17 protein-coding genes and 1 pseudogene are annotated in these 19,818 nt (G+C 56.9%); 11 read left to right on the top strand and 7 right to left on the bottom strand.

Going from position 1 to position 19,818, the window contains the following annotated elements; genetic code table 11:
* Positions 1-408 precede the first annotated feature (408 nt).
* From ACT3HL_RS13670 to ACT3HL_RS13660, 3 genes are all read left to right on the top strand, one after another.
* Positions 409-1,950, top strand: coding sequence for a hypothetical protein (locus ACT3HL_RS13670; RefSeq protein WP_256309284.1), 1,542 nt, complete (start codon positions 409-411; stop codon positions 1,948-1,950).
* Positions 1,951-2,896: 946 nt separating this feature from the next.
* Positions 2,897-3,577, top strand: coding sequence for a hypothetical protein (locus tag ACT3HL_RS13665; protein ID WP_256309285.1), 681 nt, complete (start codon positions 2,897-2,899; stop codon positions 3,575-3,577).
* Between the two features lie 1,118 nt (positions 3,578-4,695).
* A complete protein-coding gene (locus ACT3HL_RS13660) occupies positions 4,696-6,093 on the top strand; it encodes a Cdc6/Cdc18 family protein (protein WP_123124665.1) in 1,398 nt (465 codons plus the stop codon).
* A gap of 167 nt (positions 6,094-6,260) precedes the next feature.
* Here the strand turns inward: ACT3HL_RS13660 and ACT3HL_RS13655 are convergent, their stop codons facing one another.
* The gene (locus ACT3HL_RS13655; protein ID WP_256309286.1) at positions 6,261-6,719 is read right to left on the bottom strand and encodes a DUF555 domain-containing protein; all 459 of its coding nucleotides are present in this window, start codon (positions 6,717-6,719) and stop codon (positions 6,261-6,263) included.
* Positions 6,720-7,255: 536 nt separating this feature from the next.
* A complete protein-coding gene (locus ACT3HL_RS13650; protein ID WP_256309287.1) occupies positions 7,256-9,052 on the bottom strand; it encodes a hypothetical protein in 1,797 nt (598 codons plus the stop codon).
* 608 nt (positions 9,053-9,660) lie between these two features.
* On the opposite strand from ACT3HL_RS13650, the gene ACT3HL_RS13645 reads away from it, so the two are divergent.
* The 4 genes from ACT3HL_RS13645 (at position 9,661) to ACT3HL_RS13630 (ending at position 13,755) form a co-directional block, all read left to right on the top strand.
* Entirely contained in the window at positions 9,661-11,403 is a 1,743-nt protein-coding gene (locus ACT3HL_RS13645; protein WP_256309288.1) for a hypothetical protein, read from the top strand.
* Positions 11,404-11,458: 55 nt separating this feature from the next.
* Positions 11,459-11,761: a hypothetical protein gene (locus ACT3HL_RS13640; RefSeq protein WP_114450771.1), complete on the top strand. Its 303-nt coding sequence runs from the start codon at positions 11,459-11,461 to the stop codon at positions 11,759-11,761.
* 196 nt (positions 11,762-11,957) lie between these two features.
* On the top strand, positions 11,958-12,908 hold the full coding sequence (locus tag ACT3HL_RS13635) for a replication factor A (RefSeq protein ID WP_123124667.1): 951 nt from the start codon (positions 11,958-11,960) through the stop codon (positions 12,906-12,908).
* Between the two features lie 70 nt (positions 12,909-12,978).
* Complete coding sequence (locus tag ACT3HL_RS13630) at positions 12,979-13,755, top strand: RPA family protein (RefSeq protein ID WP_445087336.1); 777 nt, start codon at positions 12,979-12,981, stop codon at positions 13,753-13,755.
* Between the two features lie 221 nt (positions 13,756-13,976).
* On the opposite strand, the gene ACT3HL_RS13625 is transcribed toward ACT3HL_RS13630, so the two are convergent.
* From ACT3HL_RS13625 to ACT3HL_RS13615, 3 genes and pseudogenes are all read right to left on the bottom strand, one after another.
* On the bottom strand, positions 13,977-14,399 hold the full coding sequence (locus ACT3HL_RS13625; RefSeq protein ID WP_112077703.1) for a TRAM domain-containing protein: 423 nt from the start codon (positions 14,397-14,399) through the stop codon (positions 13,977-13,979).
* A 67-nt stretch (positions 14,400-14,466) separates the two neighbouring features.
* Positions 14,467-14,733: pseudogene (locus ACT3HL_RS13620) on the bottom strand (DUF7837 family putative zinc-binding protein).
* A 511-nt stretch (positions 14,734-15,244) separates the two neighbouring features.
* A complete protein-coding gene (locus tag ACT3HL_RS13615; RefSeq protein WP_256309290.1) occupies positions 15,245-16,210 on the bottom strand; it encodes a hypothetical protein in 966 nt (321 codons plus the stop codon).
* A 48-nt stretch (positions 16,211-16,258) separates the two neighbouring features.
* On the opposite strand from ACT3HL_RS13615, the gene ACT3HL_RS13610 reads away from it, so the two are divergent.
* Positions 16,259-16,489, top strand: coding sequence for a hypothetical protein (locus ACT3HL_RS13610; protein WP_445087335.1), 231 nt, complete (start codon positions 16,259-16,261; stop codon positions 16,487-16,489).
* A gap of 3 nt (positions 16,490-16,492) precedes the next feature.
* Here the strand turns inward: ACT3HL_RS13610 and ACT3HL_RS13605 are convergent, their stop codons facing one another.
* A complete protein-coding gene (locus ACT3HL_RS13605) occupies positions 16,493-16,627 on the bottom strand; it encodes a hypothetical protein (protein ID WP_445087334.1) in 135 nt (44 codons plus the stop codon).
* A gap of 252 nt (positions 16,628-16,879) precedes the next feature.
* Between ACT3HL_RS13605 and ACT3HL_RS13600 the strand changes: the two genes are divergently transcribed.
* The 3 genes from ACT3HL_RS13600 (at position 16,880) to ACT3HL_RS13590 (ending at position 19,574) form a co-directional block, all read left to right on the top strand.
* Positions 16,880-18,067, top strand: a complete 1,188-nt coding sequence (locus ACT3HL_RS13600) for a transcription initiation factor IIB (RefSeq protein ID WP_390282483.1) — start codon at positions 16,880-16,882, stop codon at positions 18,065-18,067.
* Between the two features lie 98 nt (positions 18,068-18,165).
* On the top strand, positions 18,166-18,375 hold the full coding sequence (locus ACT3HL_RS13595) for a hypothetical protein (protein ID WP_112077698.1): 210 nt from the start codon (positions 18,166-18,168) through the stop codon (positions 18,373-18,375).
* Positions 18,376-18,557: 182 nt separating this feature from the next.
* Entirely contained in the window at positions 18,558-19,574 is a 1,017-nt protein-coding gene (locus ACT3HL_RS13590; RefSeq protein WP_251331616.1) for a DNA polymerase sliding clamp, read from the top strand.
* Between the two features lie 8 nt (positions 19,575-19,582).
* Here the strand turns inward: ACT3HL_RS13590 and ACT3HL_RS13585 are convergent, their stop codons facing one another.
* On the bottom strand, positions 19,583-19,777 hold the full coding sequence (locus tag ACT3HL_RS13585; protein ID WP_147270979.1) for a hypothetical protein: 195 nt from the start codon (positions 19,775-19,777) through the stop codon (positions 19,583-19,585).
* Between the last annotated feature and the right edge of the window lie 41 nt (positions 19,778-19,818).

Below are 19,818 nucleotides of genomic sequence, written 5' to 3'. Positions count from 1 at the left end.
CGACTAGACGGCTCGGACGGGCAAAGTGCCTCTGTTCTCTCGGTTTCCCCAGCTCCTCGCAGCGTGAGTTTTGGTCCCCAAAGAGGGGTGAGGGAAGTCAGAGAGGGGCGCAGCGGTGACTGCGTTCATTCTCGCCGAGATCCGGGGTTCAACCTCGGAGTGAATCAGTCCATACGGCGGCGGTCGGGATGTCCCAATCGTCGCTTTCCGGTTATCCTGCTTGCGTCTCCCGTGAGTATTAGCCCCCAAAGGGGGTGAGGGAGAGCGGGTGGGGTGGGGCGCGACGGTCGAGTGCCCAGTCCCGAAGCCGTTTCTCAGAAATCCCCTCAGAGAGTGACAAACATGTGTGCAAACATTACCACAGACGTAGCACAGCGCGCGGAAGACATCAGCGGCGAGTTCGGCGAGATGGGCGTGGAGATCCCCGTGTCGAGCATTGAAGAGCGAATTGCGGCCATGCAGGAGTTCTCCGTTCCGATCGAGACGGCGGTCGAGACGACAGTTCGTAACGTCATCAACGACTACGACCTCGAATCCAACGACCTCTCGGACGGGGTCAAGGCGGTTGCCGGCTTCGTCGGCACCGGTAACAGCAGTTCCCGGGGCTTCGACCGGATAGCTCTCGAGGATATCTCGAACCTCGGTGACGAGGAATGGGTGGACGTCCGGGCGCAGATCGTCGACCTCTGGGAGCCGCACTCCGATTCCATGCGGCAGGTCGGCCTCATCGCCGACGAAACGGCCCAAATGAAGTTCGTTGTCTGGGCGAAGAACACTGACTCGCTCCCGACACTCGAGGAAGGCGTCACCTACGACATCACCTCGGCGGTCACGAACGAGTACGAGGGCAAGTACTCCATCTCGCTCAACAAGGCGAGCAGCGTCACGGAGTCCGAGGAGGCCGTCGAACCCACGGACGGGTCGATTCGCGCCACTGGGACGCTCGTCGGCCTCGATGAGGGTTCGGGCCTCATCAAGCGCTGCCCCAGCGAGGACTGCACGCGCGTCCTCCAGAACGGTCGCTGCTCCGAACACGGTGACGTCGATGGCGTGTTCGATCTTCGCCTGAAGGCCATCCTCGACGATGGCAACCGTGCTGTCCGCACGCTGTTCAACGCTGAGATGACTGAGGCAGTCTCCGAAGTGAGTCTCGATGACGCCATGGAGATGGCTTCTGAGGCCCTCGATCCCAGCGTCGTCGAAACGGAGCTCCGTGAGTTGCTCATCGGCAGGACGTATGATATCCGGGGCCCGGTCATCGGCGAGTACTTCCTCGTCGACGAGGTCGAGGAGATCTCCTACTCGGGAGAGAATGCCGGCCTCAGTAACGCAGCCCTCGCAGACGCCGCCACGCAGCGCCAACCTGCCAAGCGCGTGTTCGCTGAAGAGCTGAACATGGCGACCCACTCGTTCACCCGTCCAGAGGACGAGGGCGACGATCGTGCGCCAAAGTTCACGCTACTCCCCTCGGGTGAGGCGGTCAACCGCGTGCTCGTGGTCGGTGCTCTCATCGAAACCTCGGATGTCGGCGATGACTCCGAGTTCTGGAAGGGGCGCGTCATGGCAGGTGGTGAAGTTGTGAACATCTACGCGGGGCAGTACCAGCAGGAGCCGATGGCTGTGCTCCGCTCGGCCGAGACCCCGTCGTTCGTCGCAGTGGTCGGCAAGGTCCACCAGTACGAGACGGACGCCGGCGTGAACGTCTCCATCCAGCCCGAGCACATCTCGACGGTGGGCGGGGAGATTCGCGACTCGTGGATGGCTGAAACCATTAACGCGACCCGGGCGCGACTAGGCGCGCTCGAGAGCGGAGAATCGGATGCAGCGGACGCCGTTCTCAGCGTCTACAACAGTGATATCTCGGCCATCGAAGCGGCAGTCCAGGCGGCAGCCGAGGACCTCGCTCCTGCCGGCAGCGACATCGAGTCGGAGCCAGCTCCCGCCCAGTAAGGGCGGCGCGGGATATTCCCGTCCGGCTAGGGTGAACGTCGCCCTCCGGCACGCCGTCACTGTGCATCGAAAATCTGCCGAGTGCCCCCGGTACGACGGCGGTTCGCTGGTCTCAAGCGGTATGCGGTTGCATCGGCTCTTGACCCTTGACTAGCTTCTACCCATTTCTGGTTCCCTCTGGCGCTTCTTTTCTCCAGTTTTTGCCCCCTGAAGGAGGTGAGGGGCGATTCGACCATCTATTAGTGCTCGCCCCATCGATGAGGTCGGCTTATCACTGCCTTCGTCGAAGATCGCGGGCCTCACGACGATCAATCGCTAGCCCTCACCGACCGTTCGACTCTGTTTCCATCGGTTCCGTTCCCGGAGTCTTGGCACGAGTCCTGCCCGTGTCCACTCATAGCAACACTAGAAAGCAATCTGGCAACGCCACCGAACTCATCGCAGAGTCCCCGTCGAGAGTCACAGCCGACCCGACCATACGCTTGAGAGCGTGGTCCTTGGAGGTCGGCCAGTATTGCCAATGCCACGTCTGACGACGCACCTGGCTCTCGCATCGTCACTTTCTGTACCATTCGACCATCCGCCAGCAGTTTTCAGACGGATGCCAGTTCCGGCGCTCCGTTCTTGTCCTACGCAACACCAAACGGCATCTACGTTCGGACAGTAACGTAGGATTTGAGCCTTTCGTACGACTTCATCTCATCTGGAGATACCGTTAACGTCACCAATTGCGGTCAGAGCAACCCGCTACACATCGTGAAATGTGGCGGCTACATTGAATGTGGTTCGCGAAGAGTTATGCTTGCATTTCACTGCTAGTTCTGACTATGAACACCCACCAAGCTCCTTCCTCGGCATCGTGTGAGTAGTGGGCCCTGAAGAGGAGTGATGGAGATCGAAGAGGCGGTGTAACCGCTGTTCTCGGTCGATTTCGTTCATTCCAATCATGAACTCCAACAATACCTCCACGGACGCACAGCACTCGAACAGTACTCTCGGTCGCCGATCATTCCTCCAGGAGGGCGGTGCGCTCGCCGGTGCTGGAGCAATCACCGCGATCGCCGGCTGCTCCAGCTCTAGCGCTAGTGGCGGGACGAATGATGGTGGGGAGAGTTCGACCCCGACGCCTGACTCGGATGAGCCTGTCTTCCCGCTCACCGCCTCGGTTTCCGACCCGTACCATTTCTACCGGATCATTAACGAATACAAGGATCACACCGAATATCACGGCCCTGTCTGGCTTGTCGACCTTACCTTCGATCTGGCCGTCGATATCGATGACTGGAAGAGTTCCGACGAGTACGTCGTTCCGACGATGTATCCCATCAGAGTCTCGAAAAACGGTGGGAACCCAGAGTACGGACGCATCTTCCACATCAATAAGGACGAGGGCTGGTACAGAGTCGAGAATAAGTGGTTTGTCGAGCGGGCTCACTTCGTCGTCGACGAGACGGAGACCGAGTATCTCATCCTCGGCTACGGCGAAGATGACGAACCCGACGCGGACACGGACTACAGCGTGTACCTTGAGGATCGGACGAATCAAGACTTCCACGAACTCGTCTCGTTCAGGTACGACGGCGACCCCGCCGAGCGCAACCTCCTCGATGAAGAATTCCGAGAGTAATAGTGAAGTGCTACTACACCGCTTTGTTTGTGTCCTCCAACAGCAGTGGGAGAGCTCAGAGTTTCCCGTCTTGGCGATAGAATAATATGCAACTTTATTTTTGGCTATGCCGTTCAGGACCCCAATGTTGAGTAGTGCTTGGCCTGACAGGGGAGTGCAGGTGATATCTCATACGGGGGCTCGCTCTTCCATACGAACAGGTGAATCGGAACATCGGACATACCACGATCCAACGTGGGGAGAGAAAATTCAGAGAGGGGACACCCCTCCGGTTCCGTCGTAAGGAGAGATGGTCGGCCCCCCACGGGTTCCGACGTTAACACAAAGGGACACCCCAAGACTTCCGTCGTAAATGAAGGATAGATCGTATTAGCTCACCAGAGATCAAGATGAGATACCGCACCATTTCCGACGTTAGCATGTGAATCTACTCTCTTAGTATTAGAGCGGAACAAATAAGATGAAAAGACAGGTGGAGACTACCTCAGAACTCTCGTTGAGAGTGAATAATTCGGCATCCCACAAATGGAATATGAAAGTTAGAGACGAGAGTTATACTCGGGAGACTCTACCAGCCCACGATGGTTGACCCACACCCCTTCGGTTCCGGCGTTAGATGAATTGGTGACCGCCCAGATCGAGGATAGGATGATCAGACACACCCCACCGGTTCCGACGTTAGCGGCCACGAAAGCAGGTAACTAGACTGAAAATATTAGAGGTGATCCGTATCCTATCTCACGATAAAAATATGTAAAATTTGAGTTAGTTTACCCATAGCTTTATGCCAATACAGCTAAAACAATTCCGCAGGACAAAGTACTAGATATGCAGAAGCGGAGCGACTGATTTGTTCGAGACGAAATTCGGTAACAGATTGAAACGCAGAGAAACGCCGTAGAGGCGCGTTCTATCCTCTGGACCGTGATCGTACCTATGCTTCCTGTGAGGGGTACACGTTCATCGGTAACGACGGAACCGAAGGGGTGTGTGTGTTGGGGGTCTGTGGTTGTTCGGAGGCCGAGGTAGTCCTTCCACTATATTCTCTTCGGTGGTAGATTTACGTCGGAAGTCGAGGTGGGAATACATTTAAGTAATCAGGTTTCGTCGATGCCTCTATGTCAAACGGGACCTCGACTTCCGATGAAAGTCGAGATTTGGAATCTGCGTCTTCAGACGGTCAAGACGACCGATCTCGCGTCCAAACATCGGAACCGAAGGGGAGTCCAGACGAGAATGGAAAACCGCCATCAAGCGACGGGGACGGTACACAATTCAAAGTTGACGACCCGCTCTTTTCTCAACGGAAGGGAATTTTCCAAAATAAGGAGATGGTCCGTGTCGGTTGGGTACCTGATGGCGATCGAATTGTCGGACGTGACGATTATATTTCCACTATCAGCAGCTGTCTGAACGACGCTGTCTATGGTGGTGCCCCAAATCATATCTCAATTACCGGGAAAACAGGAACGGGAAAATCTCTTGTCTCCCGATACGTCACTCGTCGCGCTGTCAATGCATCTGTTGAGGATATCCGAATAGGTCATACGTATCTAGACTGTTCGAAATCCTCAACTGAAGTTCAAGTCATCTCGACAATCGGGCAACAGCTGAACGACGAGGATATCTATGACGAGGATGAAGACATCGTGAAAATGCCCGATACCGGGCTACCGAAAGACAAGTTCTACAAACGCCTCTGGCAGATTCTCGATCACTATGATTCGGCTATCATCATTCTCGACGAAGTCGACCTTCTCAAGAGCGACCACGTTTTGATGAGTCTCGCGAAGGCTGTCGAATCGAATGATACGTCGTGTCAAATTGGAATTATCGCAATAAGCAATCAAATCAATTTCTTCGACGAGCTAAACCCACGCACGAAGAGTGCCTTCCAGACCCAAGAACTCAATTTCGACCCATACAACGCAAATCAAATTCAAGAAATTCTTCGAGGCCGTGATGACGCCTTCCGTGATGGAGTCCTAACCGATGACGTTATTCCTCTTGTTGCGGCTTTCTCAGCACAGGAACACGGAGATGCGCGAAAGGCAATGCGATTATTCAGGACAGCGGGAGAGCTTGCTGATCGCGAGGGATCAGACGTTGTTGGAGAAGATCATGTGCGAAGCGCTCAGGACACACTTGAAAAGGATCGATTCCGCGACTTCCTCCAGGGAACCCCAACTCAAATGAAAGCCGCATGCCTCTCAATCTCTGCCAAGTCGCTCTACTCGCGCGACGATTATGTTATCACAGGTGAACTATATGATGCGTACCAGCAGATCACTAACGCAATAGATATGGACACGATCGGGATACGGCGGTTCCGGGATATCCTCGATGAGATGCAACTCAGTCAGGTAATTGAAACTAAAGAGGTAAATATGGGAAAAGGCGGCGGCCGCCATAACTCTCATCGGCTACTCCACAATCCTGAGACTATCCTTGATATTGTAATGGAGGATACTCGATTTAGAGAAATCTCTAAATCCTCGCTGAAACGGTTCGCCTGATTAGACCGCTTTGAGGTTGTGATAAAAGAATTTAGTGTAGTCCTCTGGAAGTATGATGAACCGGTAGGATCTATTTACAGTAAAAACCATATAGAATGTATTATTCACGCATAATGTTCTTCTCGGGAATATTTTATGCTAATCCTTCGGTTTGACCCCGCTTAAACTCACGTTTGCTTTGTTTCGTTTCTGGATTGGACGTCGCGACCAAGATCCGCGAAGTTCATTTCTGGCTTTTCATCCGCTTCGTCAACCGGTCGCGTCTCCAACACCGTGAGCGGGATGTCCTTCATGCGGACGCCCAACTCGCGCTTCGCGACACGCTCGCTCTCCTCGTGAGACTCTGCCAACATCTCGACGATAACAGTCAGTACGACCAGCGCAAAATCCGTCGTACAGAGCGCCGCCTCCATTTCATACCCACAGGAGGGACAGACGACATCTTGGACGAGGATCTCCGACGACCGGGCTTCTGTTGACTTCGTTCGCGTACCGACTTCCGCAACTGCGATGTTGATTGCGTCTTGGACGCTCTTCGCGCCGGCGACGACCCACGGGACCGACAACTGAATTTCGTACCACTGCTCATCGATACTCATCTCGTCGTCGCTGCGCCAGCTCGTCATCGCGATCGCCGACCAGTTACGCGGGCATCAACTGTGTATCGCCGTCTCCTATTCGCTGTCGATGGAGGTCTCGGTGTCATCGGTGGAGGGAGAATCCGCTCGATCCGCCCACGTCAATGACACAACGAGGGCCGAGCCGAGCCAATTCCGTGTTGTTGGAGGGTGTTTCGACCGGTCGCGTCAGCGGCCGGGATGACTAAACATCCCGGTTCGCAACCGTACCGCACCCAACGCTGTCACGTTATAAGATGATTTGCCGTTCACATTTACTGTAGCCTCACATCCGTCACATCCGTCACATCCCCCACATTCCACTTCTTTCGATATCGTCTCGATATCCTAAACATGGATGACTGCGAGATCGCGATCGATATCAAGACCGCTCGCTCTGTGGTCTGTGAAAAGGAAGGATTAGTTTTCTGAGTTCGTCGGGGGAACTCGGGTGGTTGTTAGGGTTCGTTACATTTCGGGGTGACAGTACGGAGACGGTATTCCGTCATCGAATCCATACCGAGGAGTACGCACTACGCGTGTACTCATGCAGTATCACCAGTCTGGGCAATGCGGGTGAGCTCATCGGCGATAAAGTCAGCAATCATCACTGGCTCGGGCCAGGAGACACAGACTTCACCGTCGAAATTCGCAGCCTCACTCCGGGGAACTGGTTCACCATCGTCAGACGGACTCGACGAACGACCAACATATTGCGGTCTGGCAGTCGTCGACGTCTGATCGGATGACTTGACAGGAGCGCGTTCGACAATCTCGATTTCAGATGCCCATCGTGAATCGAGCTTCGGTTGACCTTGGTACGTCTGCTTGGATCTCTGGCGTGGAAGCTTGAAATCCACCAGACGCACAGTGTCGCCCTCGTTCGGTTCGATGAGGGTCTTCTTCGAGATTAGGACTTCGCCATCGACATCATCGGGGTCAGCCGTTGACGCAGTCTCTTCGTATTCGCTGGACTCCCAGACGGAAACGCGGACCTCATCCTCGCGGCGGTTACCATCCTTTAGAATCATAGCAAACTTCAGGCTAGGAACTGGTGGATAGTAGATTTTCTTCACGACGCCCTGTGTCGTGACATAGCCTTTCGAGGACGCGAGATTCGCCTTCAAAATCGCGTTGATCCTGATGACGTTTCTCGGGTCGGTCTGCTCCTCTTCGACAACCGAAAGGAACGCGGTCGTGATGTCCGTCCCAGCCTGCACACGGCGTGCAAGTTGGGAAGCGACAGTGACCGGTGGTTTCCGAATTTCGTGCAGTGCATTCCCGTCAAGCAGTCTGCGTGTCTCGGCAAGAATTTCTTCACGAAGATCGGGATCTTCCTTACCCAGCTCGCGCAACGGAGCAGCTCGGTCGTAGATCTGCTGTTTGAACCGTTGTTCGAAGCTCCGCCGGTTTCGATCCCGTCGCTCAGGAAGCGTGCGATCGTGTTCCGTGCGGAAACGAGCAAGGATGTCTGTGTGTTGATTCAAGAGAGCAGCCACACCTGTCATGTGACCGTTTTCGTCGATACCATGAGAGCTCCGCTTGAGCTCTTCATCCAACGCTAGGCGGAATTCGATTCCGGTTATCGACGACCGAGAGTAGTCCTCGGGGTTCGGCACGACGCTCCGAAGGGAGGCAACTTCGCCATAGGGAAGCAGCACTTCTAATTCGGACGTCGTGACACCTTCTGATTCGCGAGGCGTCTGTTCATCGTTGGGGATGATCTTCAGCTCACGAAGCCGTTGAGTGTCTAGGTCGAGGGTTTCGACAGATTCGAGCTTCTGTCCCAACTGTACGGGGGCAGTAGACGAACTCGTGGGGATGTACTCTTCAAGACCAGACGCTGTGCCCGTCAACTGATCGCCAGTTGGGTCGGTCAGGCGGTCGTGGCCCATGTAGATGTACTCGCCAGTCGAGAGAGCGTCGGGTTCAGTGATCGCATCAGCCGGACGGCCTCTCGCGTTCATCTCAGCCCTCCGCTCATCACTACGGGATGGGACCATCGGTTGGTCGTTGTACCAGCCGTAGTAATCATCGGAACTCTCGCTCTCGAACTCGTGTTCGGAGCCAGACGTGAATTCAGAGATTGCGCCTTGCGACTCCACGCCGTCCGCATCGAGGCGACGCTCGGACTCATCGAGGCCAGCGTGCCAGCGGATAGTCGGCGACTCCACGTTACCGTCCAAGCGACGGCGTTCCTCGCAATCGAGGGAGCGGAGATCGTCGAACCACCCATCGTAGCGACGGGCAATGTGGGTCGGATTCTCATATTCGATTTCGGTTCTACCGTTCTTCTCGTGACCAGCCTCAGAGAGGTGGACACTGTCGGTGTTTCCACTCATAACAATGTGGGAAAGCGACCGTGCTTTCCATTCGCATAGACGCTCGAACCGTCTATAACTGTATCGCGCCTATCACCGCGCAGTAATGCGGTTTTCTGATGAAAACCCCCGAAATACCGCTCCCTTCTAACAGAGCCTCCGACTAGATCGCTCGCGCCAGCAACACTCATCGTCGCCCATAGCCTCTCAATTCGTCCTCACAGACCGTTATAGAACGTCGCAATCGCTCAAGAAGTGTGGAAGTGGAAAGACGAGAATCGCCTTTCCCACATTGTTATGATGAGCCGTTCAAGGCTCACTATTAGCTACTCAGGATATAGATATAATCGTATCGGCTACCGACCACCCAGTCCATAGCACAGTAGCCTGTCCTCGGACGTTACCCCTCATAATCCCGCCCGAACACGCTCATCGACTACCCCCAGCGAATGCGGGCGGGAACTGACCGGGGGACACCTGAAGACGTGACACGTTCCTAAAGACGCGATTGGCTAGCTTGCGCTCAGTTTTGGACCCCAAATGGGGCTGAGGGAGTGAGAGAGGGTCGACAGCAGCGCCGCTGTCGGTTCAGATCGCCTCAGACCTCACCCAGATGGAGTGACTACCAGATGACGTACTACCACAACGGAGACGACCAGCTCACGAACGGCGACGTCGAACAGGACGACCGGTTCGACGAACTCACCATGCGCGGCCTCTACGAGTCACCGCACCTCGAAAGCGACTGCCTCGGCATCCGCCTCGAGAACGCTGGCGAGCTCATGATGGCTGCCCGTCGTGAGCCCGAATACGACGAGTTCGGCCTCGAAATCGAAGGAAATGGAAACTACGAACTCGACGCATACTGGATCGGTGCGAGCCTTCGCACTACCGAAGGTCGCGACGTCGATCCTATCGACCTCGCCGACGAGGACCTCACTGGACTCCCACTCGAAGCCCAGGAACGCCTACACGGACTCCGTGAGGAACGCAAACGCCAGCGCGAGAAGGCCTTGGCCGCCCACGTGGTCGGCATCGACCGCGAGACACGATGCCGTAAGGAGCTCGTCGAAGAGCGCGAGGAACGCCAGTCCAAGCGCAACGAGCGCGTCCTCGGGGAGGGAATCATCCGCAACAACGCATTCGAAAATATCGACGATAACGAGGCTGAAGCTGTCCGCGAGGCCGCTGCTCGAATCGAAGACCACCTTATCACCAGCCCCGGTGACGAAGTACTCCGACACCTGCTCGCACGCAAAGTCCGGAGCGGTCAGGACGTCTTCACCGCTCAGTCCAACACGTTGGACCAGCTCTATCAGGAGGCGAGCGTCATCCAACCTATCTCGTCCGTGCCGATTATCCCCTCGAAGTACAACGTCGAGGCTGACATCCAGGGCGAAGTCACGACCCTCTGGCAACCCAAATCAGGGAGCCAACAGCAGGTCGGCCTCATCAAAGACGACGCCGGCGATACCATCAAATTCACCGTGTGGACACGCTCTCAACAGGGTGTCATCCTCCACGAAGGCGATCTCGTTCGGATTCGTGCCGGGAAAGTCGGGAAGTACCAGGGACAGGCCACTCTCGCCGCTGACTCCGAGACGCATATCGAAGTTCTCGAGCGTGGCGACGGACCCGCTCCCAGAGGCGACATCCCGAACGTAGACTGGGAGAAATACGCCAAGCGTCACCGCGAACAGGGCATCGAACAGCCCTTCCAAGTGCACAGCGCGTGTACGATTCCCCCCTTGGGCGCTCCCGGCGTCGAAGAAGTCTCCCGTCCCGTGCATGCTCCCGTCGACAGACTCGACCAAGAGAAGGGCGAGAAGCTGGACGCCCTCGAATGGCTCAAAGCCACCGAGATATTCGACGAGGACGATAGCAAGATACCACTCCCAACTTGGTGGCGCGAACAAGCGAACGTGGTCTCCCTAATCGTCGACGTCGACGCCAAAGGGGACGAGATCGGCGCGGCCATCCGGGAGGTCGTCTCGACGGGCCGTCCCGAATCCACGCCTGTTCCCGTTACTCCCGTTCCCCAGGGTAAGCGTCGTCTCTGGGCGCTTATCCGTGACCTCGACCTTTTCGGAACCGCCCTTGATGACGACAAGGAGGGAGAGGTAGAGACGGAGACAGCGGACGACACGAACGAGAGCGTACTCACTGGCGTTGCAACCCCCGACACCTCGGAGACTACCGTGGCGAGCGACGACAAGCCGGGTCTTGGACTTCCAACGACCACGTGCCGGTGTCCAGAGTGTGATCACGATCGAGCGCAATATCGCCTCGTTCAACTCCGGTCCATCGACGAACCACCGACGAGACTCCTCTCCTGTGTGAATTGCGGCCAGAGATGGCGCGAAGACAGCTAGTCGACAGAAGCAGCACTTCACTCCGTGCATCCAGTCTCACTATTCCAATAGAACGATGTCAACCAACAACTCCGACCACGGTCCGACGAACAGTCACAGTCAACCACTCACGAACGAGGAACTCACCGGCGACGACGATGTCGACTTCCATCTTGACATCGTCGACGGCGAAGATCCCAGCCGGCCCGTCACCGACGACAAGAACGAGTTCAACCCGTACCCGTCGGGACCCGGTCCCCTTCCAAGAACGATGCGGTTCGTCAGGCTCATCGACGGCACCTGGGCGTTCATCGAGCGCGGGAACGTCGGCGGCTGGATCAGTGCCGAGGAAACCATCAACCTCGATGAAGTCCGGTGAGTCGCGATCGGCCACCAATACCTGTGTTTTGGCTCCCCCAAGGGGGTGAGGGGAATCGGAGGAGGAGCAAACATCCTGGGTGCTGCTCCAGCAGCCGTCCTCTGGGCACTCCCACTCGAATCTCATCTTCTATCTAGTCTCGTTCACCCAGTCGAACCATTCCAGCCAGCGACAGCAATCGCGCCACTTCCAGAAAATGTCAAGCAACACAAAATCCGCAGAACTAGCCGTAACTGTCTCCGACACAGACCTCTCGGAGGCTGCAACCGGCATCCTCGAACAGTTCCCAGACGACCTTGATGGCGACCTCCCCAGCGTAGAGGAAGTCGCGAGCCGTCTCGAGAAGATGACCAACCAGTACAAGGTTCCTCTTGACGAGGCCCGCCGCGCCGCGGTCAGCCACTATCGCGACGTGTTCGGCCTCGAATACGATGACCTCGAGTTCCCTGGCCAGAGCGCCGGCGACGTCACCCTCGCCTCAATCAACCAGCACGAGCAGTGGGTGGACGTGACCGTAAAAATCGTCGAACTCTGGGACCCCACCCACGACAGCATCGACCAGGTCGGGCTCATCGGCGACGAGAGCGGTCGCCTCAAGTTCACCAAGTGGACGAAGGCCGAACTCCCAACCCTTGAGGAGGGTAGCGTCTACAAGCTTTCGAACGTCATCACCAGCGAGTACCAGGGGCGATACAGCATCAACCTCAACTCGCGCTCGAACATCGAACCTGTCGACGGCGACATCGACGTTAGAGCCGATATCGAAGATGTCCAACTCTCTGTCCCGATGGTTGCAATCCAGTCCGGGTCGGGACTCATCAAGCGGTGTCCCGACGGGGACTGCACGCGCGTCCTCCAGAATGGTCGGTGTGCAGAACACGGCGACGTTGAAGGGGAATTCGACCTTCGCATCAAAGCGGTCTTCGACGACGGTGAGACCGTCCAGTACGCAATCTTCGACCGCGAAGCGACTGAGGCCATCGCGGGTATCACGCTCAATGAGGCCATCGAGCAGGCGATGGACGCTCTCGATACCAGCGTTGTCGAGGACGCCCTCATCGACGCGCTCGTGGGCCGGTACTACCGTGTAGAAGGCTCTATTGTCGGTCGATATCTGCTCGTGAACGAGGCTGAACAGCACGGGTAACCTCGAATCCGAACCAGAACGCGACCCGAGTAGCCTGACTTTCGACTCCACAACCGTCACTAAACACTTTATGAGCAAATCCAACCCAGAAGCGACATCCAACAGCACCGACACCGAGAACAGCAATGCCGGCCGGCAAGGTCGCCAGGTAGCGAAGCGTGCCTTCGCCGCCGAAATCAACGACGCTACCCACGTCTTCAAACAGTCTGATGAGGAACGAGCCCCGAACTTCGCGCTGCTTCCGTCGGGCGAGGTCGCCAACCGATACTTCCTCGTCGGCACGATAACCGAAGTCAACGACGTCGGGAACGAGGACGAATACTTGCAGGCTCGCGTGGTCGACCCTACGGGCACTATGTTCGTCTACGCCGGGCAGTACCAGCCCCAGGCCGCTGCGCTCCTCTCCAGCCTCGAACCCCCGGCGTACGTCGCTGTGACCGCGAAGCCATCCGCGTTCGAGAGCGATGGCGAGACGTACGTCTCGCTCCGGCCCGAGACCACCACCCGCGTCGATAATGAAACCCGTGATCAGTGGGTTTCCGAGACCATCGAATGTACCGAAGCCCGACTCGACGCCTTCCCCGATAGTGACAGCGAGTTCGCCGCGATGAGCCGCGAGCAGTACGGCGACAGTCTCGACCTCGATAACTATCGGGAGGCCGTCAACGACGCTCGCGAGGACCTCGGAATTGACATGGACCACCGGTCGGACAGATCCAATAGTGAGACCACGACCGAGAACCAGAACGACGACGTCAGCATAGATGAAGACGGCGTCACCAAGGAAGCGACGGTTGAGGAGGCAGAAATCGCCGCTGCCGTCGCAAACGCCAGGTTCGAGGAGTAAGCCCAAGTAGGAACACCTCCGTTCACTCCCGGCCACACTTTCTAACGTGGTCGCACAACTCTCTCGGGAGGGCTTTCACCCCGCCCCACTCCGTCGTTCGTTCCTCCCCGCCGAAATCCACCTTCCCTGAGCTGTAAGTGCAGTTTGACTCTACGGACAACCTATTCTTACAATAACTGCGAGTGTCTGTTCGTCCTCTTCTCGCACCGAAAATCGAGGAATTACTCGTAGTAACTCAACCGTTCGACGACCTCGGCGAAAGCGACGTTTTGCCGTACATCGGTAATCTCAATTTTGACTCGCTCACTCTCTTTCGTATCCGGGACGATCACGACGAAACCACGTTCGACCCGAGTGATGCCATCACCCTGTTCGCCGATGTCCTCAATCTCGACTTCTCGAGTCTCACTTTCCTCAACTGGTGGTTCCTGTGGCTCACGCTGGGACTGTGATCCCGTTTCAGCCTGTTCGCTCTGTTCTGGCTCGCTCTGTGTCGGGGAAGACACGAGTGCGACGCGATATGTTTCTCCTTGCTGTAGATCACCCAGTTGTAGCTCGCGCTCTGGAACGTCGATCACGTACGACCCGTCCTGTTCCTCAATCGAAGCTGAAAACAGACATTGGAGTTCTTCAGAAATCTTCATTAGTCGGCCTCCTGGCAGCGTAATAGTGCAGAACACTTGACTCTGCTGTCGTGTCGTTGCTCAGAATTCACTCGGGACTCACGACATCGTCGCAGATGGGACACTCTGCCCAGATACCAGTCGTTCCGTTGTTTTACTCATATTCAACCAAGACGTGTGCAGCAGAAATGTTCTCACCACACTCCGGACATTGCCCGTGTTTCGGAGTATCGTAGGTTATCAGGAGAAGGAAGGGAGCGTGTGACAATTCCCCTCCAACTGGCTGTAGAGTTATGTTTCGGTGTAAGCTTTGTGTGGAATCGTACCTGAGACGAGCGTAGTCGCAAAAAATCACTCGCAACCCGATCTCCGGTGATGAGCAGTATTTATGCGAACTCTGCGCCGAGAACTCCCTCTCTGTCGAACAAGTCGCCGAAAAGCGGATGAGCTGTGCGCAGAACACGGCACTCTCCTGGTTGAGACGGCATAGAATCGAACCCCGGTCTCACGACTACTCTGAGGCCCCGTGACGCAATCCGAATCTCCTGTACGAACTACACTGGGAGAAATCTCTCTCCGGAGAGGCAATCGGTGAACACCGCGGCTGCGGTGCGACCATCGTCGCGCGGTGGATAGATCGGTTCGATATCGACGCGAGGCAAGCCGATAGTCAAAAAATTAGTGACGGCTAAGGGTACTGTGACAGAACTATTGACCCCCCCGTTTGTGCTCCCCTGAAATGGTGGAGGGTTCAACACGAAATGGCTACACTCCAGCTCAGCACCGCCTCGAACGCACCGACTATCGACCCCACTCAGGTCGATGAACTCCGCTAGTTTCTCGACGAATGGCTCATCGGCACGGGCTCATTCGACGACATCATGGTGAAGATTGCGGTTCCCGAACGCGATCCCGATACCGGCGAGGCAGACCCGCCGCACCTCACGCTCTACGGATATGCCTCGTTCTCCCCGACGCATCGGCCGACCGTTCGCGAGGCCGTCCTCGAGGGCCTCGACGACAATCTCGATGAAGACGAACGCGAGGTCGTCATCAACGACGAAACCGAGGAACTCCTTTGGGACTACGCCGGTGAGCACACCGAGGACTTCCTTCGCGAACTCTCGCCGTTCCTCACCGAGCCCTTTGTCATCCAGACCGTCGGCTACGAGAAATGTCGATTCCCCCACGTCGGCTACCAGTACCGCGTCGATCCCGATGGAAAAATTGACCATATCCAGTTGGGATGAGCAGTCGGCTCGAATCTTTCGCCACGACGCTCGCCGCAACTCGCCTCCATCTCCTATCCCCCATCCAGCATGAGCTTCTACGCGCGAATCTCCGGCTACCTCCAGTACCGCACGCACGACCACCTTGACGCCGCCATCGAACGCCTCAGGCGAGGCGCTTGGCTCAACGACGACGAGCAGTGGCTCGTCCGAGGTCACCCCCGGGAGATCCGCACTGACGCTACCATCGACCACGATCGCAACCTCCTCGCAATTCCCGCTGGTGTGTACCAGAATCTCGGTCGAATCACCACCGAACTCTTCGCTGGGGCGACCGACGGTGTCGTAGTCACGTCCTCGAACGACGCGTGTTTCGACGCTTGGATCGAGACCCCGCTTCCCGAAGCCGCCAACGTTCCGCCTGGTGAGGGTGGTGATGTCTCTTCTATCCGTTGTATCGACCTCGAACACTTCGCCCGTACGCAGGGCCTCGGCGTCAACCAATTCGGCGATCCTGGTCACTTCCAGTGGCAGTGGGATGTCCTCGATGCCTTCCACGACAAGCACGACCCAGACATCCTCGGGATTCTCGAATCCGCGCACGGGCCACCCGGATGACCAAGAGCCGAAACTATGCAATCTCCCGAACCCATGACCCAGAACACTGACCCAGACGCAAATACAGACTCAAGTGCGAACAAAACGAATACTGACATAGGCACTGCTCTCGATACGTTCGCTGATTTTCGCGATCAATTCGACGACGAGTGCGTTCTCCAGACGCTCTCGAAAGCCCACGATATCGACCGCGAGAACCCGCCGACTGTGTACTTCCTTGACGAGGACACCGGCCGTGTCTATCGTGTTCTCGAAGCCACGTGAGGCTCACCCGACTCGGGGTGGTTCGTCCTCGCCCTCGCCGGCACCCACGTTGACGATGGCTACGAACGCCAGTTGCGCGTCCACGACTCGGACACCCACCGTGTCCTGCTCGGCAACGATATCGAGCACTATGCTCACCATGAGCCGACCCCCGCCGACGACGTCATCACTACTAGTGAGGGGATGTTCATCCTTCGGATGGACGAGCCACTAATCCCGATCGGTGAGCACCGCCAGACACGCTCCTCCGGGGATGACGTCGATGAGTGAACACGAACACAGCGAACTCGAAGGACCGTGAATCGTGCTCTTCGGTTGCTTACGACCAGATTCCTCGCCTTCAGTTTGTCTTCCCCCGGAGGAACTGGGGGGTCTACGCCCCCGTTCCATATGTCTCAAGATGCCCTCGAGAACACTGACACTACGACCCATAGTACCGGCTCGTCTTCCGCCGGGTCGGGGTCTCCCACTCCCGTCTCGACGCGCCTCAGGCAGAACCAGCAGCAGACTCAGTCATTTTCCAGCGAGACTGCCTCCGAAGACGAGCAGTCGAAAGCCACGGACTCGGAATCGACCGATGAAATACAGTGTCCTGAGTGCGCAACCGACGAGTACCTCGTCATTGACGAGGAGGAAACCTACTGTGGGGAATGTGGCCTCGTACTCTTCCGTGATATCCTCGACCGGCGCCTTCGCTGGGTCGATACTGGGGACGGCCGTGAACCCGAACGTGGCGGCGCTCCCACCACACATCGCCTCCATCATAAGGGGCTCCCGACGGAGATCGGATATAACAGTGACGGGTACGACCGCCCGCTGTCGCGTCAGACCAAACGGCGTTTCCGTCGACTCCGTAAGTGGGATAGTCGATCGAAAACCGGCTCGAGTCGCGACCGCTCGCTCCGCCTCGGCCTCGGCGAAATCGCTCGCCTCGTCAGTGCGCTCGAACTCTCCGGCTCTATCCACGACTGCGCCGCTGACCTCTACCGCGAGGTTAGCGCAGAAGGGATGCTCGCCGGCAACTCCGTCGAAGGTATGGCGAGTGCCTGTGTGTACGCTGCTTGCCGTCTCGAACGCCTGCCACGCACGCTCAAAGAGATTGGTGAAGTCGCTCGTGTCGATATTAAAGAAATCAATCAGGACTACAAGTGCCTAAATCAAGATCTTGAGCTCGCAACGCCTCCACCACTCCCGCAGGACTACATCCCACGACTCGCGAGTGCCGTTGATGCCTCCCCTCGTCTCGAACGCCGTGCCTACCAGCTCTCCAGATCGAACGCTGTGGGTGTCCTCGCGAACGGCCGGCAACCGAACGGCGTCGCCGTTGCCTGTCTCTATCACGCCTTCAAAGAGAGTGGGCAAAGCAACCTCCGACTTACCCAACAAACTCTTGCCGAGGAAGGCTACACGACCCCGACAACGATTCGCAAGCTCTGGAGGGAGCTCCAAGGCCTTGCCGATGACGGAGAACTTCCCGATCCGGACGGCAACCTCGACCATTTCTCGTTACCCTGTGGAACGGTGGTAGGCGACGAGACGGATCGGATGACACCCCTATATCCTACGCAACAGTCCTAATCGAACCATCCGAATCGTTACGTAGGACCAACACTCGGGACGCGGAACCTGCGACCCCCGCTCGTTTGTCGCACCCCGAGACGGTGGGGGAACTCGAAATGGGCTCACTCGCACGCCACCGTGCAGCGAATCGCTTCCAGACCGCACTCCAGCAGCGCCTTGACGCTGCCTCGAATCAGAGTGAAGTACAGCAAGCCTACGACGATGCACTCGAGGCGCTCATCAAAATCACTCTCGACGATGTCGAACTCGACCGCGTCGCCAGGGAGCTTTCGACCAACCCCGACGTTATCGACTTCCCCGAGTGACCGAGATCGCGACCATCATGCTCGGTTTTGCCCACCCCACGGGGATGGGGGGAGGTAGAAGAGTTCATGACGGTTACCGTTCATAACGGTACTACCGTTATTATTACTATTATTGGTTCGATTTTCTCCCTTCGTGAGCAGCTCGATCACCGACAGTATCGCGACCACGACTCCACTCAAACATGAGTACCAACACCGAATCCGAAAGCGCGGACGCACAGCCAGCGACCACACCCGACGACGGATCCTCAGACGTAGAATCTGAGATGGACGTCGACGACGCGACCACCGCAGAAACCGCTGAAAATACCCAACCCAAAGGCGAGCCCGAACCAGATCTGGAATCGGAACCAGATTCTGAACCGGAGCAAGAATCCAACACCGACGGTGAAGCCGACGAGGACGTCGAGGAAGACGCAGAAGAAGAGGCCGATGTCGGCACCGGACCGCCGAGCCAGTTCCAGGCCGCCATCATGGGCGGTGACATCAAGGAGTTCGTCGGTACGCTTCGCGCCATCGTCGACGAGGTGAAGTTCAATGTTGAGCCTGATGGCATTCAGGTCCGTGCGGTCGATCCCGCAAACGTCGCGATGGACGACGGTGTGCTGTCCGCAGGGGCTTTCGAGTCCTACGACGCCTCCGAGGGTGTTCTGGGCCTCAATCTCGAACGTCTCGAGGGGGTCCTAAAACTCGCGAAGAAGGATGATCTCGTCGAACTCTCGTTCGACACGAATACGTTCAAACTCGTCATCTACATCGATGGCGTCGAGTTCACGATGGCGTGTATCGACCCCGACAGCATCAGGTCGGAACCCGAAATTCCGGACATGGATCTCCCCGCGTCGTTCACTGTCGATGAATCGCAGATCAGGCGGGGGGTGAAAGCAGCTGATATGGTCTCCGACCACATCCAAATCCGTTGTGACGAGACCGAGCAGGCCGTCTTCATCGAAGCCCAAGGCGACACCGACGACGTGTCCCTAGAACTTACGGAGGAGGAGTATACCGAGCTGACCGCCGTCGACGCGGAGGCGCTGTTTTCGCTTGACTACGTTAAGGACATCTCCCGGAAATTCCCGAAGAACGCTGCAATCAGCATCACCTTCGGGACGGACTTTCCAATGATGATCGAATACGAGTTTGCAGACGGCGAGTGCGAGATTCTCTCGATGATTGCCCCCCGAATCCGGTCCAACTAATGACTTCGCTAACCTCCCTCAGCGACGGCGATACCTATGCAGATATACGGCTTGGCGAGACGTTCATCGTTTCTGTCGATCGTTCCGAGGATGCACTCACTATCCGGGTATTCCACCCGGACGAACCGGAGACCGCCATCGGCGAACACTGCCTCGATCTCAGTCCTGACGGAGCAAACGACGAGACCACCGTTGGGGCACATACCGGGACTGACCCGACCACGAACAGCGATTTGGCTCTTGG

This window comes from Halobellus sp. GM3, assembly GCF_052545375.1.
This window is presented reverse-complemented; position numbering and strand designations above follow the sequence as displayed.